21 protein-coding genes are annotated in these 25,755 nt (G+C 55.6%); 8 read left to right on the forward strand and 13 right to left on the reverse strand.

Features of this window, described 5'->3' with window-relative positions:
- Positions 1–14: 14 nt before the first annotated feature.
- Complete coding sequence (locus FB556_RS11775) at positions 15–1,394, forward strand: phosphotransferase (RefSeq protein WP_141867963.1); 1,380 nt, start codon at positions 15–17, stop codon at positions 1,392–1,394.
- Here the strand turns inward: FB556_RS11775 and FB556_RS11780 are convergent.
- Positions 1,391–4,870 (reverse strand): ATP-dependent helicase, encoded by a 3,480-nt coding sequence (locus FB556_RS11780; RefSeq protein ID WP_141867965.1) that lies wholly within the window; start codon positions 4,868–4,870, stop codon positions 1,391–1,393. The two genes, FB556_RS11775 and FB556_RS11780, sit on opposite strands and share 4 nt — an antisense overlap.
- Positions 4,858–8,178 carry an ATP-dependent DNA helicase gene (locus tag FB556_RS11785; protein ID WP_170200462.1) on the reverse strand — a complete coding sequence of 1,107 codons (3,321 nt, stop codon included), beginning with the start codon at positions 8,176–8,178 and terminating at the stop codon, positions 4,858–4,860. Before FB556_RS11785 ends, FB556_RS11780 begins: the two co-directional genes overlap by 13 nt.
- A gap of 108 nt (positions 8,179–8,286) precedes the next feature.
- Between FB556_RS11785 and FB556_RS11790 the strand changes: the two genes are divergently transcribed.
- The 5 genes from FB556_RS11790 (at position 8,287) to FB556_RS11810 (ending at position 14,609) form a co-directional block, all read left to right on the forward strand.
- Positions 8,287–9,036: an exonuclease domain-containing protein gene (locus tag FB556_RS11790; protein ID WP_141867970.1), complete on the forward strand. Its 750-nt coding sequence runs from the start codon at positions 8,287–8,289 to the stop codon at positions 9,034–9,036.
- A gap of 251 nt (positions 9,037–9,287) precedes the next feature.
- Positions 9,288–10,904 carry a peptide ABC transporter substrate-binding protein gene (locus FB556_RS11795; protein ID WP_141867973.1) on the forward strand — a complete coding sequence of 539 codons (1,617 nt, stop codon included), beginning with the start codon at positions 9,288–9,290 and terminating at the stop codon, positions 10,902–10,904.
- 137 nt (positions 10,905–11,041) lie between these two features.
- Positions 11,042–11,968 carry an ABC transporter permease gene (locus FB556_RS11800; RefSeq protein WP_141867975.1) on the forward strand — a complete coding sequence of 309 codons (927 nt, stop codon included), beginning with the start codon at positions 11,042–11,044 and terminating at the stop codon, positions 11,966–11,968.
- The gene (locus tag FB556_RS11805) at positions 11,961–12,935 is read left to right on the forward strand and encodes an ABC transporter permease (protein WP_141867977.1); all 975 of its coding nucleotides are present in this window, start codon (positions 11,961–11,963) and stop codon (positions 12,933–12,935) included. Before FB556_RS11800 ends, FB556_RS11805 begins: the two co-directional genes overlap by 8 nt.
- Positions 12,936–14,609 (forward strand): dipeptide ABC transporter ATP-binding protein, encoded by a 1,674-nt coding sequence (locus FB556_RS11810; RefSeq protein ID WP_141867979.1) that lies wholly within the window; start codon positions 12,936–12,938, stop codon positions 14,607–14,609.
- Between the two features lie 170 nt (positions 14,610–14,779).
- On the opposite strand, the gene FB556_RS11815 is transcribed toward FB556_RS11810, so the two are convergent.
- Positions 14,780–15,211 carry a DUF1622 domain-containing protein gene (locus tag FB556_RS11815; protein ID WP_141867981.1) on the reverse strand — a complete coding sequence of 144 codons (432 nt, stop codon included), beginning with the start codon at positions 15,209–15,211 and terminating at the stop codon, positions 14,780–14,782.
- A 366-nt stretch (positions 15,212–15,577) separates the two neighbouring features.
- On the opposite strand from FB556_RS11815, the gene FB556_RS11820 reads away from it, so the two are divergent.
- Together FB556_RS11820 and FB556_RS11825 are read left to right on the forward strand one after the other, a co-directional pair.
- Entirely contained in the window at positions 15,578–18,130 is a 2,553-nt protein-coding gene (locus FB556_RS11820; protein ID WP_141867983.1) for an ATP-dependent Clp protease ATP-binding subunit, read from the forward strand.
- A 172-nt stretch (positions 18,131–18,302) separates the two neighbouring features.
- Complete coding sequence (locus FB556_RS11825) at positions 18,303–18,983, forward strand: MBL fold metallo-hydrolase (protein ID WP_141867985.1); 681 nt, start codon at positions 18,303–18,305, stop codon at positions 18,981–18,983.
- Positions 18,984–18,993: 10 nt separating this feature from the next.
- Here FB556_RS11825 and FB556_RS11830 read toward each other — a convergent pair whose 3' ends face one another.
- Genes FB556_RS11830 through FB556_RS11875 form a run of 10 tightly spaced genes read right to left on the reverse strand, consistent with a single transcriptional unit; the run spans position 18,994 to position 25,630 of the window.
- A complete protein-coding gene (locus tag FB556_RS11830; RefSeq protein WP_141867987.1) occupies positions 18,994–19,779 on the reverse strand; it encodes a GvpL/GvpF family gas vesicle protein in 786 nt (261 codons plus the stop codon).
- Entirely contained in the window at positions 19,776–20,105 is a 330-nt protein-coding gene (locus tag FB556_RS11835) for a gas vesicle protein K (RefSeq protein ID WP_141867989.1), read from the reverse strand. Before FB556_RS11835 ends, FB556_RS11830 begins: the two co-directional genes overlap by 4 nt.
- Positions 20,092–21,054 carry a gas vesicle protein gene (locus tag FB556_RS11840; RefSeq protein ID WP_211344055.1) on the reverse strand — a complete coding sequence of 321 codons (963 nt, stop codon included), beginning with the start codon at positions 21,052–21,054 and terminating at the stop codon, positions 20,092–20,094. Before FB556_RS11840 ends, FB556_RS11835 begins: the two co-directional genes overlap by 14 nt.
- The gene (locus FB556_RS13775; protein ID WP_281280498.1) at positions 21,051–21,491 is read right to left on the reverse strand and encodes a gas vesicle protein; all 441 of its coding nucleotides are present in this window, start codon (positions 21,489–21,491) and stop codon (positions 21,051–21,053) included. The genes FB556_RS11840 and FB556_RS13775 overlap by 4 nt, the downstream gene beginning before the upstream one ends.
- Positions 21,492–21,525: 34 nt before the next feature.
- Positions 21,526–21,945: a gas vesicle protein GvpO gene (locus tag FB556_RS11850; RefSeq protein WP_141867991.1), complete on the reverse strand. Its 420-nt coding sequence runs from the start codon at positions 21,943–21,945 to the stop codon at positions 21,526–21,528.
- A gap of 42 nt (positions 21,946–21,987) precedes the next feature.
- A complete protein-coding gene (ccmI, locus tag FB556_RS11855; protein WP_141867993.1) occupies positions 21,988–22,221 on the reverse strand; it encodes a c-type cytochrome biogenesis protein CcmI in 234 nt (77 codons plus the stop codon).
- Between the two features lie 16 nt (positions 22,222–22,237).
- On the reverse strand, positions 22,238–22,984 hold the full coding sequence (locus tag FB556_RS11860) for a GvpL/GvpF family gas vesicle protein (RefSeq protein WP_170200463.1): 747 nt from the start codon (positions 22,982–22,984) through the stop codon (positions 22,238–22,240).
- Positions 22,985–23,004: 20 nt separating this feature from the next.
- On the reverse strand, positions 23,005–23,418 hold the full coding sequence (gene gvpJ, locus FB556_RS11865; RefSeq protein WP_141867997.1) for a gas vesicle protein GvpJ: 414 nt from the start codon (positions 23,416–23,418) through the stop codon (positions 23,005–23,007).
- A 45-nt stretch (positions 23,419–23,463) separates the two neighbouring features.
- A complete protein-coding gene (locus FB556_RS11870) occupies positions 23,464–25,209 on the reverse strand; it encodes an SRPBCC family protein (protein WP_141867999.1) in 1,746 nt (581 codons plus the stop codon).
- A gap of 1 nt (position 25,210) precedes the next feature.
- A complete protein-coding gene (locus FB556_RS11875; RefSeq protein WP_141868001.1) occupies positions 25,211–25,630 on the reverse strand; it encodes a hypothetical protein in 420 nt (139 codons plus the stop codon).
- Between the last annotated feature and the right edge of the window lie 125 nt (positions 25,631–25,755).

Genomic DNA, 25,755 nt, shown 5'->3' on the forward strand with positions numbered 1-25,755 from the left:
GTAAGGTAGATGTGATGAAACGTACCGCCATGGAACTTGCTGCACTGGCCTCGGCCGCCATGCCGGGGCTTGATATTGTCCAAGCCGCCGCGTCGCCTGACGATCCGCGTGCCTTTGACTCGGCCATAGTGACTGACACCGACAATAATCACTGGCGTGTGCGTGCACCACGGAACTCTCAGGCTGCCTTCCGCTTAGAAACTGAGATCCAAGTGTTGTCGGGTTTTACCCCGGCGATCAGAGCTCACCTACCATTTCGCGTTCCGTCCGTCGCTGGCGCTGTGCAAATTGATGGGCTACGAACCTTCATCTATCACCAGATGCCGGGCGAGCCCGTCGATCTCGGCACCATCACGCATGCAGAGACCCAAACCATTGATGATATTGGCAGAATCATTGCTGCGATTCACAAACTGCCCAGCGCAGTGGTCGAAACCGCAGATCTGCCCGCCTATGGTGCTGAGCAATCCCGAGCCCGGCTGCTATCTGAGCTCGACCAAATGGCACTGACTGGTAAAGTGCCAGCCGATCTGTTGCGTCGTTGGGAAAATGCTTTTGAAGAACGCCAGATGTGGACCTTTATCCCTCGGGTGGTCCACGGGGATTTTGATGAAACCTCACTGCTGATCGATCGCAACCGGGCGGTAGGAGTGACAGCATGGACCGACCTGCACATCGGTGATCCAGCACGAGATTTCATGTGGCTAGCCTCTACAGGATCCATCGAATTTCGGGATGCCGTCATTTCGGCCTATCACCGACACATGGACTTGCCCGCAGATCAGGTAGATCTGCACCTGATGCGCCGCGCCGCGCTAGCTGCTGAGTTCTCGTTGGGTAAATACCTCATGTCTGGTATTCATGCTTCCGATAAAGACGTCATTGCCGAAGCCCAGTCAATGCTGCGGGATTTGTCTGCGGACGTTGACTACACGGGTGGGCACGATATTGGTCAGCAGTTCTGGGAGCCTGTGGCCCCACCCGAACCACTCGTCGGTAATGATGAGCGTGACGCTGAGGCTGAGGCCGAACCAGCTGTCTGGTCTGAGTACGAGCCAGCCGAAAATGCAACGCAAAAAGACTTTGACGATGACACCGAAACGGCTCAGGCTCAGCTCACCGTCGAGCCAGATGCAACGCAAGACACAGAGTCTGCTAGCACGGAAATTCCAGAAGAATCCGCAGAGACTGTCTCGGGACCCGATCAGCCGGACGATGCTGTCGAACACACGCCACAGACGGCGCGCGAGGATAGTGGTGCAGAACTGATTGTGCATTCACTATCAGAAGATGACCAAATCATCCGTCACGATGTTCCCCAGCCAGCAGCCGAAGATGAAGACACCCAACCTATATCGTGGAAAGTGGTGCAAGAAAACCTGCGCCGGGACTAGTTCCCAGAGGACTCGTCGCCAAATGCTGCGGCCAGCAGTTTTTCGAGTTGTTGTGCGGTAGCGAAATCTTGCGGGGTTTTTTCAATCCCGTGAGCTAAGTACACGAATTTTCCGGTGATGTTCTCCAACGGGATACCGTGAAGACGTGACCAGGCGAGACGGTAGATCGCTAGCTGCAGACTCCGATGTGGCATCTCTGCATCGCTGGGGACTCGACCGGTTTTCCAATCCACCAGTTCCCATCTAGCTTCGGGATCAAACGCTATATTCGGGTCTCCCCCGCTACGAAACACCGCGTCAATACGACCGCGAAGCGTGAGCCCCGCAACCGAAGTTTCTACTGCGGCTTCGATCATGACCGGAGTTTTCTCAGCCCAATCCGAGGCTTCGAATTTTTCTCGAAGCTCCGCTAGCCCGGTGACTTCATCCCACTCGGCATCCACTAAGACTTCGGTGTCTTCAATATCTAGCATCGGGGTCATCCCGGGCCGGTTTTTGGTGTAGAAGTGTTCGATCCACTCGTGAACTAGTGTGCCTTCGCGTGCTGCTGCTGTGGGACGCTGTGGCATCGGTCGCCGGATCTGACGTGCGACGGCATCCGGGTTCTGTGCTAGCTCTACAAAACGGCTCGTGGAGATGTGTTCGGGCATCGGTACGTCATGGTTGACTGGCATATTGGCTCGATCCAATACCCAGTCGATGCGTTGAGCGAGGTCGGCGTCGAGCTCAATCGGTGTGGTTGAGGCGCGACGAACGCGCCGGGCCGCACCTGTCAGCGCTTCCCTACGCGGATGACTCCGACGCACCTGTACAGAGTCTGGGCGTGGTTCGGGCAGTCTGCCATCGCTGCGGGCTTCGACCTGATAATGCACCGGTCCATCCAGCGGATCATACGGCCACTGTGCGACAAGTGCCTTCGCCCGGCGCGGGTTTTCTTCAGGGAACTCCTCGGCCCAATGAGCTTTCTGATCGAGCCCGTAATGCTCATCGTAGGCGACCATTTCTTCCAAGAAGATCGACTTTGCTTGTGGTCGACTCGAGGTGCCTTCCCAATAAGAACCTGAGACCCACAGCAGGTCTTTGGCGCGAGTGAAGGCCACATACGCAAGACGGCGGGCCTCTTCCAATTCATGGAGCTGAACCTTTTGTTTAAGGCTCAGTACCTCACGCCCGTGCGTCTCCGACAGTTCTTCAGCCATCTTGGCTGTGAGCGTGTCGACCCCCGACAGTCCCGCCCACTCGCGGCGGTCAGCTGCCATCTCGTGATCCCACGACGGCAGGGTCGCACAGTCGCCCCGCAGAGGCCACGGTAGATCCCCGCGGCTAGTGCTGGTCCATAAATCGACTTTCGTCCCGGGGAACGTATTTTGTGTCAGCCCCGGCACGAAGACCGCATCCCACTCCAGGCCTTTTGAAGCGTGCATGGTCATGATCTGAACTGCACCGGGTTTAGGTTGTTCCGGTGGCATGTCAAGACCGTCCTCCTCATCAGCGGCAGTTTCAAGCCACGTCAGAAATGTGATGAGGTCCAGGGTACGAGTCTGATCTGCAGAAGCTTGGAAGCTTTCGGCGATGCGCAGGAATTCATCAAGGTATCGGCGTGCATCTACCGAATGGTTTCCGGGGCGCACACCGACTTCAACTCCCAGCCCGGTGATGTTTTCGATGTGCCGGATGAGCGTCGGGATTGGCAAATGGATTTGACGCATCAGGTCGCTGATGAAGTCTCGGAGAGCATGAAGTCGTTGGAATCCGGCGTCGCTGAAAGTCTGGCCTTTGCTACTGACCCAATTTTCTTTCGGCAAGCGCAAGAGTGCACTGACCATGGAGGGGTGATCGATATCTTCCAGTGCCGAGGTGTCGGCGTCCAGCGGGTCGTTGCGCGTTTGGTATTCCAAAGTGCGAGCGAACTGGTTGAGGCCCCAGAGATCCTCGGGGCCGATGCGCCAGCGAGCATTGGTTAGCAAGCGCAGCAAACCATCTGATTCCTGTGGTTCAGCTAAGACTTTGAGAATCGCAACAATTTCGATGACTTCAGGAATCGTCAACAGCCCCGCTAGACCCACCACTTCATAGGAAATGCCGCGGGCTTCGAGTGCTTCGATCAGAGGATCGAACTGTTTCTTTGTCCGGCATAAGATTGCTGCCGTGGTGGTGCCATCTGCCACACCGAGGTCTTGGATGCGTTCGGCTAGGTGGCTGGCTTCTTCATCTGCTGAGTCGAACCAGTTCAGTTCTACTGTGCCAGACCCTGCGCCGGGCCGGGCCTGCAGTTCGGGAATTACATGCCCGGAATCGGCTTGGTCACGCAACGGTTGGGCTACGTGGTTGGCCATGTCCAGGATGCCGCGACTATTACGCCACGCCGTGGTCAACACCAGTTGTTGGGCACCAAATTCTTCAACGAATGAAAAAAGCTGTCCGGCGGATGCTCCCCGGAAGCCGTATATCGACTGGTTGGGGTCGCCGACCGCCGTTACCGAGTGTGGCGACTGTGTTCCGTCGCCACGACCATAGAGATAGGAGAACAACTTCAGTTGGGCGTGCGAGGTGTCTTGGAACTCATCGAGCAGCACGATTTTATATTTTTCACGCTCGATGGCTCGCACTTCGGGAAGCTGCGTGGCGATCAGGGCGGCATAGCGCACTAGGTCGCCATAGTCCATGACGTTGTTAGCCTTTTTGAGCTCGAGGTAATCCGCGACCATATCAGCGATTTTGCTTCGGAGTTTCAGACTCGTGAAGATCGAGTTGGTGTTCGCCGTGGGTTTACCTTCGGGGAGGCCCTGCCCGAAGGTAAACATTTCAGCCAGTGCATCTTTCACTCGGGCTGGTTCTACCAGATGTTCGGCACAGTCACCGGCAAGTTTGGACACAGCTTTAATTGTCGAGGACAGCGGCCTATCGCGCACGCCGTCGGCGATACTGGCGGCTAGATCTTCCGACTCGACATCGGAGACGTCGATATCGGCATCGTGTTCGCGCACCACTTCGGTGATGAACTGGTGGGTCTCTGCTCCGCCGATCAACCGCGAATCTGGTTCGACCCCGATGCGCAGTCCGTGATCAGCGACCAACATATTGGCATAGGAGTGATACGTGGTGACGGTGGCCTGACCGATATCGGTGGTGTCGAAGTCCAGTTCGATATCTTCGCGAGCAGCAAGCCGCTCAATGGCTGTGTTGATTCGGGTTTCAAGTTCCCCCGCAGCTTTACGGGTGAAGGTCACGCCCAAAACTTCTTCGGGCCGGACATAACCATTGGCGATGAGCCAGATGACCCGGTCGGTCATGGTGTGGGTCTTGCCCGAACCAGCGCCAGCGACCACCAGGAGAGGATCAGGTCCCGCTTCGATAATCGCGGTTTGTTCATCCGTTGGGTACAGGCGAGTGGCCGCGGGCTTGTGGTCTTCGAGCAGGTCGGTCAGCTCGCGTGCGGTATAGCGCGGTGCATGTCCCCACGTTAGATCAGCCATTCGGTTACCTGTTGTCCTTCCTTACAGATGGGGCACAGTGCGGTCAGGTTGCATTCGTCAGCATCATGCACGGTGTAAAAATACGGGCCTTGGACCCAGCGGGCCGCATCGGCGATGTCTTGCTCTGCCCAGGTTATGCCCTCATCAAGCGGAGCCTGAGGTTGGATGTTTACTGACTTATTCGTCGTTCCGAGTTGCACCAACGCCGCACCAGCTGGTTGGCGGCTTGGCACAAGATCTTTAAGAGCGCCGGCTTTCACCATGGCCTGATAGACGCCCAACTGTGGCAGTCGGGCCAAGCGAGCACCGGTGACCTGGGTGGCACCGGTTTTGAGGTCCACCACATAGGCCCGCCCGTCGGCATCCATTTCGACTCGGTCCATAATACCGTTGAGTTGCACTTTTACTTCGTCAAAATCCAGCTCAACCGTCACCCGGTATTCAGTCGCAACGAGCTGGCGTGGGCCGAATGTTTCAGCGGTCTTACCCCGACCGGTCTGATAGCCTGCCCGCATACCTGAGACGTACTCGTAGTAATACTCCAGGGTACGTTTGGCCTTGGCATAAAGGGCATCATATTCCCACCCGGGTTCGATACCGGCCTCGGCGGCCAGCACCGGAAACTTTTCTTTGAGCTCTGTGAACATCTCCCCCACGTCGGCGTCGGGGAATTTTTCAGCAATCGCGTGGATAAAGGTTCCAGTTGCAGCGGCTGGGTGGGTTCCGGCCGTCGAGATTTGATAAATGAACCACTGCAGTGGTGATTCAACGGCTGTTTCCACCGTCGATGGGGATAACCGGACTCGATTGGGTACCCCGTGTTCATCGATCCCGTGGATCGGAGACGTCGTTGATAAATCAACTAATCCCCACCAGTGGTCTGGTTCCGCAGGCGCGATCCCCCCGTCGGCGAGTACTGCGAGCGCACTGGCGGCTTGGTTGGCTTGGGTGTGTAAAGCTTCGACTTCGGTAGAGTCAGCGGCTTGTAGAAGTTTTCGTTCGGTTTCTTCTAGCGTGCGGCGCAGGTGGATGACTAGGCCATCGGCCGTCAGTGGCGTAGCGACCGTTGTGTAGGGGCGTGCGGGTTCGTCATCCGTGGGTTTCCAGGGAGCAAGGCGTTCGATAAACATTGAGGGTTGATGATCTGCGTCAGCCACGGCGGTACCGATCAGACGACGGCGAGCCCGCGAAATCGCGGCGGCAAAGGTGCGCAATTCATCGTGGCGCACCTGAGCGATGCGTTCGTTGATGGGTTGTTGTCCGGCAGTGCCGGTGACTTCTTCGACGAGTTCTTGGGTGTGTAACAGCTGACCGCGCAATCGGGTGTTTGGCCAGACGCCTTCTTGAACTCCCACCACAAAAACCGTGTCCCAGTCGCGTCCGGCGGCGGTCGTGGGGGTCAGGACCGAGACTCCGGCCTGTCCTGCACGTGCCGAGAGAGTATCCATCGGCAGGTCTTGTTCTGCTAGGTATTGGGTGAAACCAAGTGCTGTTTGGCCGGGGAATTGCACAACGTAGCGTTCTGCCGCTTCAAAAAGCGCAACCACAGTATCGAGGTCACGGTTGGCACGAACCGATGCATTTGGATCATCGGATAAGGCCTGTTGTTCCCACACGTTGCCGACGTCTGGCAAGGCAATTTCCCAGCCTGCCCACAACACCATTTCAGCCGAAGCCTGTTCTTCGATGGTGGCTTTCACCATCGCGGCGAGCATGCGCCCGATCCGTATAGCCCCTGCAGCATATCGAGGCAGCCGCCGATCCGTATCCAAGCCCAGGAGTTCAGGTGCCCCACCAGGGTTCGACACCAAGAGGTCAAGTAGATGTGTGGAGTCTCGAGTGCCAGAAGCATCGCGTTCTACTGCCAATAGCCGACGGCGCAGATTGCGAAGCTCTAATGGTGTGGAGTTTCCGTAGCGTCCGGTGATCAACCAGTGTAAGTCCGCTGGGTCTAAGCCGGTGGCTGTTTCGGCTCCGCCATGGGCAACCGCATCGGCCGCAGCGGTCAGCACCAGCAATGGTGCAGCGGCCGGCTGCTGATTGAGCATCACTTCTGAAATAGACCGCACAACCGGGATCGTTTCTGTCTCTAGTGCGGTAGCAACTTCAGCAACTTTGGCCGAGGTACGCGCCAAAACTGCCATGTCTTCGAATTCGACCCCGTGTCGGTGATGCAGTTCGAGTATTTGCTGGACGATAAATAGGTGCTCTTGGACCGGTGAGGCCAATCGGTGCACGGCCACCACGTCGTCATGGTCTGCGGCACTGAGATTGGAGCGCGCATCTGGCAGACCACCGATGGCCGGAATACGTCCCACTGTCCGCTGATAGGCTCCATGCAACTCAGTGCCGAGACGATATCCGGTGTCTAATGTCACGGTAGTTGCATCCGGGGCTAATATCTCGGGCCAGTTCACTAAGGCTTGCGGGCGAGCACCACGGAATCCTTGGACGGTGGTGTCTGGGTTCAGGGTGATGACAATATCGCGGTTTGACCCGATGAGTTGGACGAGCCGGTGGATGGCGGGGGTTGCGTCTTGGAAGTCGTCGATGATGATGTGTTTGATGCGCTGTGTTTCTGCGGCCGCAAAATCTGGGTTGGCTTCCCACAGTTTGACCGCAGCAGTGATCAGGCCTGAGGGATCATAGGCATCAGCACCCGATAGATCGAGCACATCGCGGTAGTCCTGCAAGATAGTTGCAGCCGCAACCCATTCGGTTCGACCGTTCGTTCTACCGAGAATTTGAAGATCACCGGGTTCGATACCGTATTCAGCGCAACGGTCGATCAGTTCGCGCAATTCGTGACGCAATCCCCGTAAACCTACCGCCTGCTTCAGGCTTTCAGGCCATTCCATGGTCAACTGCGGATCAGTCACATAGCCCTCGATCAGTTCAGCAATCAACCGGTCCTGTTCAGCACCGGCCAGAAGGCGTGGCGTAGCGCCTTCTGCTTCTCGGATCCGATGGATGAGGTCAAAGGCATAGGAAGAAAAAGACCGGACGGGAGTCTCTGCGCGAGAATCAACCGATTCATGATTCAAACGCGCTGTGAGGTAGTCGCGCAGCTGCGCTGCACCGGTTCGAGTATTAGTTAAAAACAATACCTCGTTGGTGGCCACACCTGCGGTGATCTTAGCAACCGCATATTCCACCGCAGTGGTCGTTTTTCCAGTGCCGGGGCCACCCAAGACCAGCATCGGACCGTGTCCGGTCGGCTGGTGGACTACCCTTTGCTGGTGGGCATCTAGAACAGGAGCAGGACGATAGAGGTTTCTAGGCCGAAGCAGTCGCGGAGTTGACACCATAACTTCCATTGAACCACTTTTACCGACAGCGGGTGACAACTTCTCCACAGACCGGTTGACAATCCCCAGGCAGTTTAGTTCTGACGTGGCAGCAGGTATTTTGGAAACATGACGACTGCGGCAAGCGTACTGACAATCCCCGGGCCTGATGAACCCTGGCACACGGGGACGTTGCTAGGGTTTGATTTAGAAACCACTGGCAAGAACCCCCATACCGCGCGCACCGTCACGGCTTCTCTGGTGCTACTCGACCCGGAGGGCACCGTGCGAGCTCATGCCGAGTGGCTCGTAGATCCCGGTGTGGAAATTCCCGCAGAAGCTGCCGCTGTCCATGGAATCAGCACCGAATATGCCCGGGAATACGGAATGGACGCGACCACGGGAGTTAGCGAAATCGTCGCAACGCTCACCGACTTTATGTATCACCGCGTTCCAATTATCGCCTATAACGGCGTGTATGACTTCACGGTCCTCAGCGCGGAAATGGGGCGACGTAACATGGGAGATTTCGCAGTGGCAGGGGTTGTCGATCCCTATGTCTTAGATAAGCATGTTGATACCTTCCGGAAAGGCAAACGCACCCTGGAAGCAGTATGCGAGCTGTACGATGTCACGCTTGATCAGGCCCACACCTCCTTGGCAGATTCGGTAGCTGCTGTCCAAGTGGCTCAGGCTCTGGTCGCGAAATTCCCCAGTCATTTCGATGTCCCCTTAGAGACCATTTTCAACCAGCAGATCCGTTGGAAAGCGGCTCAAGCGGCCAGCTTCGAGCAATTCTTGCGCCGAAAGAACCCGGGAGCTACGGTGTCCCGGGAGTGGCCCGTCGAAAAACTTTCGGTACCAGACTCAGTCGGTTAAAACCCCTCGACAATGCGCAGACTCAAGAAAGTACACGATACCTATCGTTATGGGTAGATGACAGATCTAGGACGAGTTCCTTTCGGTTCTGCCCTACCCGAGGTCACCAGACGTTACAATTTGTTCATTGTGTCGTAAACTTCGAGATGTGAGTCACAGCGCTTTCAAGTAATGTGACTCATACTTTGCGTTGAAATAACAACCTCGCGCAACATCAACTGCTTGCATTTAACCTTGAACGGAGATCCCGGATGCAACCCAAACGGATACTCAAATACGTTGGAGCACTTTCAGTCGCAGCCCTTGCTTTTACTGCATGTGGCGGCGGAGATGACGCCGCTGGCGGTAGCGCCGACGGAGAGATGGTCATCAATGCTCATGGCACTGAACCACAAAACCCACTGGTCCCGACCAACACGAACGAAGTCGGCGGTGGACACATTGTCGATGCTATCTTTGCTGGTCTCGTGTCATACGCGACCGATGGTTCGACTGAAATGGAAGTCGCCGAATCGATCGAATCCGAAGACAACTTGACCTGGACCATCAAGCTCAAAGACGGCTGGACTTTCTCAGATGGCACCCCGGTCACAGCGAACTCGTTCGTTGATGCCTGGAACTATGGCGCCAATCCAGATAATGCCCAGCTGAACGCGTACTTCTTCAACCCTATCGAAGGAACAGACGAAGAAGGCAACAGCACCGATGGCGAAACCCTATCCGGTCTTGAGGTCGTCGATGACCTGACCTTTGAAGTGACGTTGAAGGAACCAGCATCTGACTTCCCAGATCGTCTGGGGTACTCCGCATACTTCCCACTGCCAGAAGTTGCATTCGAAGATATGGAAGCTTTTGGCGAGAAACCGGTTTCCAACGGCCCATACGTTCTGGAGGAATGGAACCACGACGTGGAAGCCGTCCTATCAACTAATCCTGATTATGAGGGGAACCGCACGCCGCAAAACGACGGTCTGATTTTCAAGTTCTACACCGATCCTGATGCGGCATACACCGATGTCCAGTCGGGCGTGGTGGATGTTATGGATCAGGTCCCACCGTCTGCGATTTCCACCTTCCAAGATGATGACAGCATCCAGGCTTTCGCTGAGCCGGGTTCGGTCAATGGCACCATCACCATTCCTAGTCGCCTCGAGCACTTCGGTGATGATGAAGAGGGACAGCTGCGGCGTCAAGCCATTTCCAAGGCGATCGACCGCGAGGCCGTCACGTCAACCATTTTCGATGACACGTACACTCCAGCGACCGATTTCTCCAGTCCGTTGATGCCGGACTTCACGGAGGACGTCGAAGGCGCGGATGTGCTGGAATTCGATGCTGATGAAGCTAAAGAGCTCTGGGCACAAGCCGATGAGATCAACGAGTTCACCGGCAGCTTCGAGCTGTCCTACAACGCTGACGGCGCTGGAAACCGCGAATGGGTCGAAGCAGTCACCAACCAGATTCGCGAAAACCTCGAAATCGAGGCCGAACCCAACGCGTTTGCAGCGTTTGCTGAATTCCGTGAACTGATCACGAACCGCGAGTTGGATACCGCATTCCGTACCGGTTGGCAGCCAGACTACCCATCGGTTTACAACTACATTGCACCGACCTTCGGCACCGGAGCTGGTGCTAACGACGGCGACTACTCAAACCCAGATTTCGACCAGGCGCTACGCGAAGCCGCTGCGGCCGAAGATGACGCAACACGAGCAGAGCACCTGGCAGACGCCCAGGCTATCCTGATGGAAGATCTGCCTGCGATTCCACTCTGGAACCGTGACGCGATCGCCATCGCGGCGCAAGGAGTTGAAGGTGTACAGGTCAACTGGCAGAATCAGCCAGAGTACTACCTTGTCACTAAATAACTCAATAGTCACACCATAATTTACGACGATTGAATCATGACTGTGACCGCCGAGAACCTCGGCGGTCACAGTCATGTTCATCCAACTTCTAGGTCGCGTCACTCACGAGGTGGCATGACAAAAATTCGAGGTATAGCATGTGGCGTTACATCGTCCGCCGACTGCTCCAGACCATCCCGGTCATCCTGGGAGCCACACTGCTCATCTATGCGCTAGTGTTCCTCCAGCCGGGAGACCCCATTGTGGCTCTCTTTGGCGAAAAGCCGGTCTCAGAAGCAGCAAGAGCGCAACTTGAAGCTCAATACAATCTTGATAAACCTTTCATCGTCCAGTGGCTTCTCTTCCTCAAAGGTGCCCTGGTTGGCGATTTTGGAACCTCCTACTCGGGTCAGCCCGTCTCCGATCTCATTGCACGGTCTCTACCGGTCACTTTCCAGTTAGCTTTCATGGCGATGATCATCGAAGCCATCCTGGGGGTCGTCGCTGGTTTTTATGCCGGCCTGCGCCGCGGTCATATCTTTGATTCGACGATGTTGGTCGTGTCTCTGGTCGTCATCGCGATTCCGATTTTCGTCCTCGGCTTCGCACTCCAACTCATTTTCGGGGTGCAACTGCAATGGGTTCCACCAACGGTAGGTTCAGCAACGACCTTCACCAACTTGCTGCTGCCAGCAGTGGTCTTGGGGTTGGTTTCGTTTGCCTACGTTTTGCGTTTGACGCGCACATCCGTCATTGAAAACCTCACTGCAGATCACGTCCGCACGGCCCGTGCACACGGTGTGCCCGACGGAGTCGTGAACCGCCGCCATGTGCTGCGTAACTCTCTGATCCCCGTCGTAACCTTCTTGGGCGCTGATCTCGGCGCGCTCATGGCTGGCGCCGTCGTCACCGAGGGAATTTTCAACATCAACGGCATCGGCAACTTGGCCTATCAGGCTATTTTGCGAGGCGAAAACCCCACGGTCGTATCCGTGGTCACGATTATGGTTCTCATCTACGTGGTCGCCAGCCTGTTAGTTGACCTGCTCTACGCTGCTTTAGATCCGAGGATTCGATATGCATAACCACACGCCACAACCTGGACAAGAACGCTTCGTGGCCCCGGCCATTGACACTGAGCTACCCACAGCCGTCGACGTGGACACCTCGCATCCGCCAGAAAGCCAGTGGAAACAAGCGTGGAAATCGTTGCGTAGCAACTGGATCTTCTGGTTTTCGGCCATCTTATTACTGCTGGTGCTTGTTGTCGTCTGTTTTCCTACCCTGTTTACTTCCGTCGACCCGCGCTCAGCGGATTTATCCAATAGCCTGGGCAAACCACAACCTGGTCATATCTTCGGGTTTGATCGCCAAGGGTATGACGTGTTTGCACGGACCATTCACGGCGCGCGAGCCTCGGTGATCATCGGATTGTTGACCACCCTCATCGTGACCATCGTTGGACTGCTCACCGGCGCTATTGCTGGATTCTTCGGAGGTTGGGTCGACACGATTATCTCCCGTGCGGCTGACATATTCTTTGCGATCCCGCTCCTGTTGGCAGCAATCGTTGGACTGTCGGCGCTGAATAATGTGTGGCCTAACCGAGGGTATTGGGGCGGTGTGAGCGCCGTAGTTATCGCCCTGGCTGTCTTCGGTTGGCCCCAAATCACTCGTATCGCACGCGGGGCTGTCATGGAAATTAAAAACCTGGAATTCGTTGATGCCGCGCGCTCACTGGGTGCATCCAAGTGGCGTAACTTGTTTACCCACATCATTCCCAACGCTCTGCCACCGGTCATTGTGACCGCCACAGTGTCGCTGGGCGTGTACATCGTTGCAGAAGCGACCTTGTCGTTCCTGGGGATTGGCCTTCCACCATCGGTGGTGTCATGGGGTAACGATATTGCTGCCGCCCAGCCGCAGGTACGTTCCGGCGATAACTTGCACGTGCTGTTCTTCCCTGCCGGTGCGCTCGCAATGACGGTGCTGAGCTTCATGTTGCTGGGTGACGCCGTCCGCGATGCACTGGATCCGAAAGCGAGAAAATAAATGACACAACCACTGTTAGAAGTCAGCGACCTACACATCGATTTCAGTGTTGATAAACGCAGCGTCAACGCCGTTCGTGGTCTGAATATGACCATTTATCCGGGCCAGACGGTCGCCATCGTTGGTGAGTCCGGGTCCGGAAAGTCCACGACCGCTCATGCGATCATCGACCTGCTACCCGGTACCGGGAAGGTGACCCAAGGATCCATTCGATACGAAGGCACCGACCTGGTGAAGCTACCAGCACGCAAACGCCGTGGCTACCGTGGCTCACATATCGGTCTGGTTCCTCAGGACCCGCTGTCGAACCTGAACCCCCTGTATAAAGTTGGCGCTCAGATCCGTGAGGTTCTAGAGGTCAATAATGTGGCCAAAGGCAAAGCTGCAGACGCCCGGGTCGTCGAGCTGCTAGAAGAGGCCGGACTACCCGATGCAAAACGTCGCGCACAGCAGTACCCCCATGAGTTCTCCGGTGGTATGCGTCAGCGCGCATTGATCGCCGCTGGACTGGCAGCCCGGCCAAAATTACTCATTGCTGACGAACCGACCTCCGCACTCGATGTAACAGTCCAAAAACAGATCCTGGACCATCTTGATGACCTGACATCCGAACTCGGGGTCGCGGTCTTGCTGATTACACACGACCTGGGATTGGCCGCCGAGCGTGCCGACCACCTCGTGGTGATGTACAAGGGCGAAGTTGTCGAATCGGGCCCCGCGCTTGCGATTCTGCAGGATCCACAACACCCGTATTCCAAACGGTTGATTAATGCCGCGCCGTCTTTGCAATCAGAACGTGTGTCAGCGCAGGAACGCACAGCGATACGTCGAGCTGCTCAGGAACACGTGAGCGAAGAGACCGAAGTCGATGTGGAAACCCCGGCCATGCAGATCCAAAGCCTGACCAAGGTGTTCAAACTGCCGGGTAAAGGGTTTTCCAAAACCGATCTGATTGCAGCCCAACAGGTCAGTTTCGACCTAGCACGGGGTACGACAACCGCCTTAGTTGGCGAATCGGGCTCCGGAAAATCCACCGTGGCACGCATGGTCCTCGGGCTGGAAACCCCCACGGAAGGTCACGTGTATTTCGATGGTGTGGATATTTCCACGATCACGTCACGAGATCAGCAGCTGAAATTCCGACGTCGTATTCAACCGGTCTTCCAGAACCCGTATGCCTCCTTGGACCCGATGTTTTCAATCTATGAGGCCATCGAAGAACCGCTTGTGGTGCATCAGGTGGGATCTAAGACTGAGCGTGAAGAGCGAGTTCGCACGCTACTCGATCAGGTCTCCTTACCGCACACGGTTATGAACCGGTATCCCAATGAGCTCTCCGGCGGTCAGCGGCAACGCGTTGCCATTGCTCGGGCGCTAGCGCTGAACCCTGAAGTCCTCGTGCTAGATGAGGCGGTATCGGCACTGGATGTGCTGGTACAGGACCAAATCCTGCAGCTGCTCAACGACCTGCAGGTTGAGCTGGGACTGTCTTATCTGTTCATCACCCATGACCTGGCAGTCGTTCGTCAGATTGCCGATGACGTCCTGGTAATGCAGGGCGGCAGAGTCGTAGAACAAGCTGATGCCAACAGTATCTTCAACAACCCGCAAGAGCCTTACACACAAAAATTACTCGCAGCTATTCCGGGACGGGACATTCCCTTAGCAGGCTAAATGTTCGATTGTGCGCTGGCCCCTGAATGACATTACTTCAGGGGCCAGTTGCGTACGACCCCGCAGTGTGATTTCTCTATGTGAGGGGCATATACGGGGATATTGCTGCCGTCCAATTCGTTGAGGTCATGGTGGCGCAACGGCTTGCACAAAGCGTCGTGCACTCTGCCTTATAGTGATCGCTCTTCCTGCATTTTGGGCTGAGGACCTTTCGTGAGTTCCTCGCCCATGGATTCTGTCAGAAGCTGGCCACCGTTTTTGAGCAAGGCTCTTTTCCACGGCAAGATCCCGTCAATCTCAATTTGGATTGAGAAGCTCAGCAGAGTACGAATGACCACGATAATGCCTAGCACTACCGTCTCGTCGAGTGATGGGTTCATCACGGTCCGAATCAGATCGGCAGCAACCAGCACCCCCAAACCCAGCAGAATCGCGGACCCAACCATTGTGCGCAACGTATGAGACGCGGTTCGTCCTCCGCGGCGGTGAACTAAGACTCGAATCGAAAAATAGGCCGCGATGATAAAACCAATGATCATCGTGATCACGCCCAATCCTTCCAGGCTTAGGACAATCACTTCTACGACAGATTCGAGAGACATAAGTTCAGAATACGGGAAGGTGCCGGGACGGACGAGTAGAGCTGCGCGGATCCCTTCGCAACCCGTTTATGAGCGACATTAGGCCGGACTCTCAGCGGGCAAGGGCCATGGTCGATTGCAGGTGAGGATGCGCAACCCAAAATCCAGCAGGATCACCTCCATAGGCCTGAGTGGGCGTGGATGTTCGTGTTCATCAACATATTTTCGTGGGGTGCACAAAACTTCCGCCCAAACCTGAGTTGCCACTACTCAAGTTTCTTGCAAAGTTCTGAACTTTTCGGAATAATTCAAAACAATGATGCGTTACTTGAGTTAGATGCACTCAACTTTCATGCACACACTGTGTATGAGTACTAGGAGGATAGAATGCCCGCATTTTTCAGCCCAGGTGGCTCTAACAGCGGTTCCTTCGACGATTTCATTGCTCGATTCTTGCAAGGACAACCGATCGGGCGGCAGTCGAGTCCCGTTGACATTAACCGTCTGCTGAGCAAGCGCACCCAAGAAATCATTACTAGCGCTGCAAAATTCGCTGTAGATCGTGGTCAAACCGAGGTAGACGCACTGCATATTCTGCGCGTCATGCTCGAAGAAGATCCTGCCGCTGCCGGCGCACGCCAAGCTGGAGCAGATCCACAGGCTATTGTGAAGGCGGTGGACGAACAACTGCCTGCACCAGTTGAAAATACTGGCGCAACTGCAGCGACCCTCAACGGCTCTGCGCAGAAAGTACTGCTCGATGCCTACCAGGTTGCCCGTGGCATGGGCTCAACATATATCAATCCCGAACACGTCTTCTTTGCATTCGTGTTGAACCAGGACTCCCCTGCCGGGGGGCTCATGGCCAACGCCGGTGTTACACCCCAGGCTCTTCAGGCAGGTGCCCAGCAAGCGTACGCCCAGCAGGCCGCTGAACAACGCGGCGATGTTGATGATGATGTGGAAGGCTCGATGTTGGAGAAATTCGGTCTGGATTTGACCGAGGAAGCCAAAGCCGGTCGCTTGGACCCGGTCATCGGTCGCGATGAAGAAATTGAGCAAACCATTGAAGTCCTGGCTCGTCGCACGAAGAACAATCCGGTGCTGATTGGTGAAGCCGGTGTCGGGAAGACCGCTATTGTCGAGGGACTGGCTCAGGCTATTGTCAAAGACAAGGTTCCTGCACAGCTCAAAGGTCGCCGAGTGATCAGCCTGGACCTTGCCGGGATGGTCGCCGGGACGAAGTACCGCGGTGAATTCGAAGAGCGGCTAACCGGCGCCATCGAGGAACTTGCCGAAGACGAAAACACGATCGTATTTATCGATGAGTTGCACACCGTTGTCGGTGCTGGTGGTTCGGGTGAATCCGGTGGCATGGATGCCGGGAATATCCTAAAACCACGACTGGCCCGCGGGGACCTGCACATGGTCGGGGCAACGACGCTAAAGGAATACCGCACGATCGAAAAAGACTCGGCACTGGAACGTCGCTTCCAACCAATTACGGTTGGTGAGCCATCGGTCGAAGACGCCGTCCAAATTCTGCACGGTCTGGCAGATCGTTACGCAGAACACCACAAGGTGACCTACACCGATGAGGCGCTACGTTCCGCGGTCGAACTGTCAGATCGCTACATCACTGACCGGTTCTTACCGGATAAGGCGATCGATTTGATTGACCAGGCCGGTGCTCGGCTTTCGCTGCGCCGCGGCCCCGATGCTGATGGGGCTGACGTCGACATTGAAGCTTTGCGTTCGCAGCTTGCCGCATTGGAGGCGGAGAAAAACTCTGCTGTCAATGCGGAAAACTACGAGCGTGCTGGCGAATTGCGTGATCAGGTTACTGAAGTAAGCAAACAGCTGGCCGAAGCTTCGGCTCGTCCTGCGGTGGTCTCGTCTGTGATTGGTGAGGCAGAAATTGCCGAGATGGTTTCCCGCGCGACCGGTATTCCAGCTGCCCGCATGACCGAGGCCGAGAAATCCCGGCTAGCCCGGTTAGAGGAAGAACTCCACGAGCGGGTGGTAGGTCAGGACGATGCGGTCACCGCGATCGCGCGTTCGATTCGTCGCGCGCGCACCGGCATGGCGGATCCATCGCGTCCGGTGGGGAGCTTCTTGTTCTTAGGTCCAACCGGTGTCGGGAAAACCGAACTGGCCAAGGCTCTGGCACAGTCGCTCTTCGATGACGAAGATGCGATGGTTCGCTTCGACATGTCAGAATTCGGCGAGCGCCACACTGTGTCACGGTTAGTCGGTGCACCTCCGGGCTATGTCGGTTACGATGAAGCCGGTCAGCTGACCGAGCAGGTTCGTCGCCGCCCATACTCGGTTCTCCTGCTCGACGAGATCGAAAAGGCCCACCCGGATATCTTCAACCTGCTGCTGCAAGTTCTTGATGATGGACGCCTCACCGATGGTCAAGGACGGACTGTGGACTTCCGTAACACCGTGATTATCATGACCTCGAACCTCGGCTCTGAATACTTGTCGTCCACTGGGGCTCCCTTGGGCTTTGTCTCTGGCGATGCCACAGCAGCCCAGCACGATATCAAACAGAAAGTCATGGGTCGTGTCAAGGAGTTCATGCGACCGGAGTTCTTGAACCGGATTGATGACACCTTGTTGTTCAAGCCGCTGAGCCGTGAACAACTGCGTCAGATCGTTGGACTGCAGTTGAAAGCTTCCCAGGATCGCCTTGCTGCCCAAGGCATTGCGCTTGAAGTAGATGACGTCGCTCGCGACTGGATCGCCGAATCCGGCTACGAACCTGCTTACGGTGCTCGGCCGCTGCGTCGAGTCATCCAGCGTCAGTTGGATGACAAGGTTGCAGACCTGCTGGTTGCCGAAGCAGTCCGCGAAGGCGACTCGGTCAAAGTCACAGTTGAGGCAGGCGAACTCGTGGCGCTGCCCATCCGCGCTGAGAAAACCATAGCAGCCTAGGCGCTGCTGCCCCGCTAGACACGGGACAGCGTAACAACCGGGTGCTCACTGACACAGTACAGTGAGCACCCGGCTGTGTTCTATCTACCCCGAAGTTCTGTCTGTCTCGGTGTCTTCCAGGTATGCGGACTACACTGGGAACCAGAGGATTTCGTTCGAAGGGAATCAGGCCATGACATCCCAGATTCCTCATTACAGTTCTGCATTGCAGCAACTTTTTCCTGGGCTGTGGTCCACGAGGACGACCCCCTTGCCCTTCATGGACGATCTGGTGGTGCGGTCATTTGTATTAGAAGCCAATTCCGGCGTCGTCATTATTTACAACTCGCCTGGCATTGACGCGGCTGCCCAAGAGATACATCAGCTGGGAACGCCCACACGGTTACTGCTGAATCACTATCACGAAGCGATGTACGGACAACCAGAACTAACAATTCCCGTCTATGTCCATGAGTGGGACCGACCCGGTGTGGAACCGAAGATGCACGTCACCGGCGATTTCAGAGACCCGCAGTTCATTGGTGACGATCTGAAACTGTTGCCCAGTCATTCGCACACTGTAGGAACGACGTTTTTCGCCTGGGAGCATGGGGCACATCGCTTCTTATTTCCCGGGGATGCCATCTGGGTTGATGAAGGGATTTGGAAAGCCGTGATCTTACCGGAGAGTGATCGGCGAGCGTTTTTGAATAGCTTGACCATCTTGCGCGGTGTCGAATTCGATGTGCTGGTACCTTGGCATGCTCACCGTGACGCACTGCCCTATGCCCAGGTGACGCCTGCTCACAAACGTAGCCAGCTTGATGCGCTGATCGACCGGATTGTCTCCGGGGCTTCAGGACCGCGCGCTTAGATCACCGCGTTTAGGTCGTGAGTTTCGGCAGTTCCCCGAATGAGTATGGCGGCCAAGGGCCGAGATAGCGAATCTGGGCGCCAGGTTGGGTGTCACGGATTTCGGCGAGCTCAAGCCCTACCTCATCGACGGCGTCGACATGAACCAGCAGTGAGGCGTTCAGGACAGTCACGCTACCCGGTTCTCGTCCTGGACGGGCGTTTTCGACCATATCTTCGGCCAGGGCGACTAAGCGTTTACGGACCTGGGGATAAAGCTCGTCAGCAATCCGTTCTGCTACGCTGCGCCGATGTTCTTCCAGACGCTTTCGATATAGCCGTTGTACTCCTGCCGGTCGAGCATCGATTCCTTCGCGCAGTTCTGATAACTCAGGATCGTCCGCCGTCGTATCGTCCTCATCTAGCGAGATATCAACCCGCAGTTCGACATGATTGCGCAATGTATCCAGGTGTACTCGCATCGTGTCAGCTGATTCGGATAACCAGGTGCGCAATCGGTGCTCAGGGCGTTGTTCGGCGTCCTCGCCCGGCGCCACGATCACGTTAAAGGTCATGGGCAGGATTGTGCCAAGCTGCTGCCAAGCGGCATCGACCACGTCGCTGTGTTGTAAGATCCAGCGTTTCACCTCGGAATCCGGTCCCTGGTATGGTTCAGGATCCGCGTTGTGGACAATTGCGGCAAGCCCATTACTTTCCACCAGATGGAGAGGCTGACCGTTGATACCTTTTGGTAGCTCATTGATGGAAAGACCTTCGTCGGGGATGATCGCATAAACATATAGCCCGGTGTTTCTCACGAAATGGTGTGCCCTTCATTCGGTGTCTCATCAGCCCAGCGAGCCGGGTTAATAAGTTTGTCTATAACCTCGTCCACCACATCATCAAGGCCACGGTGGAGATCAGCTACCGAGGCGGTTATACCGTGTTCTGCTTTGATCTCATCAAGTGCCTCATCTAATTCCATGAGCGCTTGACCCAGCCGTTCTTGTTCTTCTTCGGTGAGGTCTCCGCCTTCGAGCCGTCGGACAGCTTGCGTTTCCAACGCTTCTTGGATGACTTCCACCAACGTTACGACTAACGTGAGCACACCGTGTTTGAGGCTGCCTTCATCAATTTCCAGCATCGGAGCCCTCTTTCGAATTGCCGTGACCGAGCATTCGCTGTGACACGAGACCGACCCACTGTTCCGGTTGGGTGAGCCCAAGATAGATATCCCCTTGGTGCGTTGTGAGGTGTAGGGCCTTGTTCTCACCGGACGGTGCACGCATCTCCGTGAGTTGTATATCCGTGATGTCTTGCCAGGCAAGATTGACTGCATGGCGGGCATCAGTGGGGGCTCGCCAGGTAAGTCTGTCTTCTTCCACGGTCACCGTACCGCCACGCCATAACGTGCCCCCCGCACGGTGCTCTAAGTACCATGCATGCTTGGATAACTGTGAAGACTCCTCTGCCGCTGGAGCAAGGTGCCTTGGAGTTTTCAGGTGGGGTTGCTGTTGTGCGATCAGTTCTCGAATTCGACCGGGAGCTGAGGCTGACAGCATGGTCGTGACACCATCAGCAGTGTCGATTAATAATCGAGTGCGGAGCTCGGAACCGATGGTTTGTTGATCCGTCAGACGCAACGCATTGATATGGGCTAACTGCGTTTCCCATAGAATTTCTTTTGGCTCACGCCGAAAAACGACTAACCGTTGATTGGTGACGTAGACGGAACCGGGGCGCCAAGTTTTAGTCCAGCCTTCATGAAAATACCCCCCGGCCATCTTCGCTACAATCTCTTCGTCTTCTGCTAGCGGGAAATGTCGAGCAACGGACTGCCGAACCCAGGCTCGAGTTTTTTCATCCCAGTCCCGCATCATGCCGTATTCCAGCATGGTTTCCATCCCAGCAATCGTCGCGCGCAGATTCACCCCGATCAGTGGAATATCAGCTACAGAGATAATGAGGTCAAGATTTAGATAGGTGCCTTTATCTAGCAGCACAGTAATCAGATCCGAAAGTGAAACCTCAGGGTTGCGAGTCGGTTCCATCGGCGCTGACTTATCAGGCGGACGAAAAGTCGAGTCGGTCATGACTGCTCCCGACTGATTTCCTGCCGGTCTGCTGTGCCCTCCACGTCGTGTTCTTCTGCATTGCGTTCTGCGTTGTGAAGAGCTTGGGCCGATTGCCAGCCACACCAGGGACAAAATTCATTGAGCAGCTGCGACACGGGGGAAGCTTTATGGCATTTCGGACAGGTTTCCTTGGCTTCGACCGCATTCTGCCATGCCACCGTTTCGGTGTTAGTGCCAGCAGGGAATTCCAATCCGTAGCGCGCAGCCGTTTCAAACGAGGCAAGTGCCGCGCGAATCCGGATGCCAAGCAGTTCCACACCCGCCACCGACACCATGATGTCGGCGTTGAGTACCAGTCCTTTGTCCAGAAGGGTCTCGACCACGTGCATCAAAGTGCCTTCACGACTACGTTGAGGTTCCATTCCCCCACTATTGCCGCTGCGTGCAATTGTCATGCCGTACCCCCTTTCTGAACTTGAAGCGCATATATCACTCGCCTTGGGTACGACCTCGGAAGTAGCGGGATGTGCGTGAATACCCCTCTAGATCCCCATCGGCATCGATGTCTACCTCATATTCAGCCATGATATCTGCTGTACTAGGAATCCGTGCCGATTCAACAACCTCTATCGTCACACGCCAACCTTCGTTGTGAGCGGTCACGCCCACAACCGATTCTGGTGTGCGGGTTGTGAGCAGCTGAAGTTGCTTCATCGCAGCGACAACTGCCTTCCCAGCAGCAATCTTCGGTTTGGGACGCCGTTTCGTCGCGGTTTCTGATGACTGCGACTTGGGGCGCTTCTTGGTGACAGTCTCTCGATTCGTGGCTTCTTTATTGCTGGCACTCGACCTACGAGCGCTTTCGGAGGAGGAGCTGGTTTTCGTTTCAGGTTTTTGTTCTTCAGTCATGGTGCACTGCTTTCTCTCGCCAGTCGCGCTTGGGCCCTGCTATTATTCGGTGTTGCGATGGTGTGCTGTGAGCAGTCGTTGGATGAGCTCGGTCTCTAAACTTGACGCTTCTTCATCCGTGAGTCTGCCGTCTTGGCGGGCCTGGGCAACTTCTTCCAGTTGGCGGCGGATAGAAGCAGGATCGTAGTATTGTCGCTCAGCTTCTTCTTTGAGCTGTTCGGCAATCCAGATCGTGCCTTTGATGGGGCCGAAAAACAGCCCCGAGAACAAACCCACGATGGCACCTCCTGTTTTAGTCGCCCACAAAATCGTAGGGAGCCTGAGGCCCAAGAAGTTGAAAACTGATCCGCGCATGCAGCTGTTCAGCTGCCGATTCTAGAGCGTCTTCAAAGTCCGATACTCGGTCTCGGCTCACGAGTACAGCCATTTCGATGACGTCTTCAACCTGACCGCCCTCACGTTCCTGAAAATCTTCGACGGTGGGCCTGACCGCGTCGATGATGTGTTGGGCGTGTTCCGGGCGGATTCGGTCGAAAGCTCCCACGACCAGCTCTCCCAAGGCGATGCGTTCCTGACGGGTCTTGTCTTCGGTGGTGCCAGCGATTGCTGCGCGAAGTTCTGCAACCTGCGGGTCATCTTCGATCAAGTCGGCCAGTACAGCATCCCGAATATAGCGGGCTCGCACGGTGTATTGGACTGTCCCTGACAACCGCTCTAGAGCGTCCTGATACTCAGTCTCATTGAGTTCGAGTACTGCTTCTTGTAGCTCGTCTTCTGTGGGCACGATGGTACCAAAGGCCATGGGAAGGATCGTGACGTGCTCGGCAATAGAGTCGAGCACGGTACTGTGAGCTAGCAGATTGTCGGGCGTGCCGACCTCGTCTTCATCACTGAGTCGTGTCACGACGGCAGCTAGTGGGCCGTAGCTGGTGGTCTCTACGGTAGCTTCACTGACACCGGTCAACCCTGCGGGTAGTGTGGTGTCTTCCGTGACGATACCGTACACATACAACTGGTCAGTCTCAGAGTCTGCTGTCATCGGGTTCCTGTCCGTTGTCCTCATTCTTCAGAGGATTGCTTTTGCCGTCTGGCTGCGGTTCTCTTGGGTTTTTCTTTATCCTCGTCATCGTCGTCCGAGGTGAACGCTTCTTTCACGCCCTCGAGTGCGCCGCCGATTTTGCCTTTAGAACCGCTCTCGGTGAGCCCTTCCATCATTTCGGTCAGATCTTTTCCGCCCTGTTGGGTCAGATCAAGCCGGTTGGTGGCTTCGGCAAAGCGTAGGTAAGTATCCACACTTGCGATGACGATTCTGGCGTCGATGGTGAGGATCTCAATGCCGACAAGTGAGACTCGGATATAGATGTCGATCACGAGCCCTTTGTCCAAAATGAGCTCGACGACGTCGGCCAGCGAGCTCGATGATGGCCGGTCGATGTAACTGCCTTGCGAGCGTCGTTGTGGAGTGGTGGTCATGGGTGTCTGCCTTTCGCGGATCGGATCGGCTGACGTACGTGCCGATCAGCTACTTTTTTGGGACTTGCCCTTGGACGTAGATCGGGTACTCCTTGTGTTTTTCGATTGGCTATTGGATCGATTCGATGACTTGTTGCCGCTCTTAGTCGTGGACTTCCGGTTACCACTGCTCGACCGGGAACTCTTGTTACCGCTGGAGCTTGTGGTGCTCTTGGAACCGCCGCCCGAGCCCTTCGAACGATTACTCGTTGATGAGCGCTTCGAGCTGGTACCTGAGCTAGAGCGTTTGGAAGAGGATTTCGATCCGCTTGATTTGCTAGCAGTTTCTTCTGCAGGCTCCTCGTCGGCTGATTCCTCCTCGTCCTCCGCTGCTGATTCCTCTTCCGTGTCGGATTCGTCGGTTGGCTCCTCGGTTTCAGATTCTTCGCCTTCGTCAGAGGGCTCTTCTTCAACCTCGTCACCTTCAGCTCCCGCTTCGTTCTCAGCTGGAGCTTCTTCTGCGGACTCTTCAGCAGGCTCTTCTTCGAGAATTTCGTCATCCTCAGGCGCTGCCTCGTCTTCTTCAACGAATTCTTCTTCAGCAGGTTCTTCTTCGAGCTCGGCTTCTTCGACGGGCTCTTCCTCGGCTACCTCCTCATCTTCGGCGCCGGGTTCTTCCTCATAGGCTCCATCTTCTACGACGTCCTCATCCTCGGCAGTTTCTTCGCCAGAGGGCTCCTCTTCTTCGACATATTCCTCGTCTTCTACTTCTTCGGAGTCTTCAACGGGCTCGTCTTCTACATACTCCTCGTCGTTGGCGGCTTCATCGCTATCTGCAGGAGCGTCGGAGTCTTCGGGAGCATCTTCTGTTTCTGCCGCGGTATCGTCGTCAGCATCTGTTTGGCTTTCCTGCTCTGAAGCATCTTCATTGTCTTCACCTTGTTCAGCTTGGGCTTGTTCTTCTTCCACGACTTCTTCGTGGGTACGAACTACCTCAGAATCACGAATCTCGCCACGCCATCCTTCGACTGCATCAGGATCGAGAATCGTGGACGTCATAATCTGTCGGACGTAGCGCTTGAGTTCAACCCGTACGCGTCGGCCCACGGCCCGCCAAATGTTGCCGGTTTTTTCCATGAAGCCCTGTGGGTAGTACTCAACAACCACCAGAATGCGGGTCAGTCGCGGACCCAGCTCATGGAATGTCACGCCACCATCAAGATGGCCCTTCTGACCCGTAGAGCGCCACACGATTTGCTCATCGGGTACCTGTTGGATGATCGTCGAGTCCCATGTGCGATGTGACCAGAAAACTTGCCCTTTGAAGTTGACCTTCTCATCGGATTCTTGCTCGACGTTTTCGACTTTCTTCATAAAGTCGGACCAGTCTTCAAATTGCGTCCACTGGTTGTAAGCAACCGAAATGGGAACGCCGACTTCGATGGTCTCTACAATATTGGTGACCTTTTTGGCACCGCGATTGCTGCTTTTGCTGCCGCCGCCTCCGGTAAAGACATCTTTGACCTGTTCTTTAACACCGGTTGCAGCTCCTGATAGTCCAGCCTTGAGAGGAGATTCGCCTTCGGCCATCTTCTGGGCGCCCTTCATGGCGGCTTTACCCATCGCATTGTCTGGCGAACCGAGGTTATCGAGGAGACCGGTGGCTTTATCGCCGAGACCTTTGATGGTGTTTTCACCCCAGGCGCTGGCGTATGCAGTCAGGTTATTCTTCAGTTCATCCAGTGGAAGCGAATCGAGTAGTCCGCCCCAGCCAGATGATGTCGAATCGTTCTTCTTCGATGTATCCGCCATATCAGCTGTCTCCACTCTTGGTCGTCTCTTCGGTCTCTTCCTCGGCGTCTTCAGTCTCGGTGCCTTCGGTGTCCTCGGACTCTTCGCTCACCTCATCTTCAGTGCCCTCTTGGTCCTCGGATTCCTCCTCGGAGGCCCCGGGGTTCCGCAATGTTTCAGAGCGCTCTTGGAGGTTCTTATTGAGTGATTCGACACCCTTAGTGGCGGTTGTGGTAATCGCTTCGCGTGCGGCTTCTGCAATGCTGGAACTTCCGAGGCTGCTCAACAACGATCCTACTGAGCTTTCCCCGTCGCTGTTGGGGGCTGTGAGTCGGCCATAGGCCACACCCCCGGCCACCATCAGCACCGTTTTCATGCTTCTCGTTCGACCTAGTAAATATCCAGCTGCTAGGACTGCTAGTTGTCCTGCGTTGTTGGCCATCCCGCCTCCAATTGTCTGTGTGATAAGGGGTGGTGGTTTAGCTCAAAGACTACGCGTCCGCTGTAAGCGTTACAACAGCTTTTAACCAATTTCAGCAGACTCTGGCCACTTGTCCAGCTCCCCTC

The organism is Enteractinococcus coprophilus, from assembly GCF_006716305.1.
GTDB classification, from domain to species: Bacteria; Actinomycetota; Actinomycetes; order Actinomycetales; family Micrococcaceae; genus Yaniella; species Yaniella coprophila.

Bases quoted from the DNA above. Each gene is read 5' to 3' on its own strand.
- FB556_RS11775 (WP_141867963.1), top strand. From the start codon at position 15: ATGAAACGTACCGCCATGGAACTTGCTGCACTGGCCTCGGCCGCCATG.
- FB556_RS11780 (WP_141867965.1), bottom strand. From the start codon at position 4,870: ATGGCTGATCTAACGTGGGGACATGCACCGCGCTATACCGCACGCGAG.
- FB556_RS11785 (WP_170200462.1), bottom strand. From the start codon at position 8,178: ATGGTGTCAACTCCGCGACTGCTTCGGCCTAGAAACCTCTATCGTCCT.
- FB556_RS11790 (WP_141867970.1), top strand. From the start codon at position 8,287: ATGACGACTGCGGCAAGCGTACTGACAATCCCCGGGCCTGATGAACCC.
- FB556_RS11795 (WP_141867973.1), top strand. From the start codon at position 9,288: ATGCAACCCAAACGGATACTCAAATACGTTGGAGCACTTTCAGTCGCA.
- FB556_RS11800 (WP_141867975.1), top strand. From the start codon at position 11,042: ATGTGGCGTTACATCGTCCGCCGACTGCTCCAGACCATCCCGGTCATC.
- FB556_RS11805 (WP_141867977.1), top strand. From the start codon at position 11,961: ATGCATAACCACACGCCACAACCTGGACAAGAACGCTTCGTGGCCCCG.
- FB556_RS11810 (WP_141867979.1), top strand. From the start codon at position 12,936: ATGACACAACCACTGTTAGAAGTCAGCGACCTACACATCGATTTCAGT.
- FB556_RS11815 (WP_141867981.1), bottom strand. From the start codon at position 15,211: ATGTCTCTCGAATCTGTCGTAGAAGTGATTGTCCTAAGCCTGGAAGGA.
- FB556_RS11820 (WP_141867983.1), top strand. From the start codon at position 15,578: ATGCCCGCATTTTTCAGCCCAGGTGGCTCTAACAGCGGTTCCTTCGAC.
- FB556_RS11825 (WP_141867985.1), top strand. From the start codon at position 18,303: ATGACATCCCAGATTCCTCATTACAGTTCTGCATTGCAGCAACTTTTT.
- FB556_RS11835 (WP_141867989.1), bottom strand. From the start codon at position 20,105: ATGCTGGAAATTGATGAAGGCAGCCTCAAACACGGTGTGCTCACGTTA.
- FB556_RS11840 (WP_211344055.1), bottom strand. From the start codon at position 21,054: ATGACCGACTCGACTTTTCGTCCGCCTGATAAGTCAGCGCCGATGGAA.
- FB556_RS13775 (WP_281280498.1), bottom strand. From the start codon at position 21,491: ATGACAATTGCACGCAGCGGCAATAGTGGGGGAATGGAACCTCAACGT.
- FB556_RS11850 (WP_141867991.1), bottom strand. From the start codon at position 21,945: ATGACTGAAGAACAAAAACCTGAAACGAAAACCAGCTCCTCCTCCGAA.
- FB556_RS11860 (WP_170200463.1), bottom strand. From the start codon at position 22,984: ATGACAGCAGACTCTGAGACTGACCAGTTGTATGTGTACGGTATCGTC.
- gvpJ (WP_141867997.1), bottom strand. From the start codon at position 23,418: ATGACCACCACTCCACAACGACGCTCGCAAGGCAGTTACATCGACCGG.
- FB556_RS11870 (WP_141867999.1), bottom strand. From the start codon at position 25,209: ATGGCGGATACATCGAAGAAGAACGATTCGACATCATCTGGCTGGGGC.
- FB556_RS11875 (WP_141868001.1), bottom strand. From the start codon at position 25,630: ATGGCCAACAACGCAGGACAACTAGCAGTCCTAGCAGCTGGATATTTA.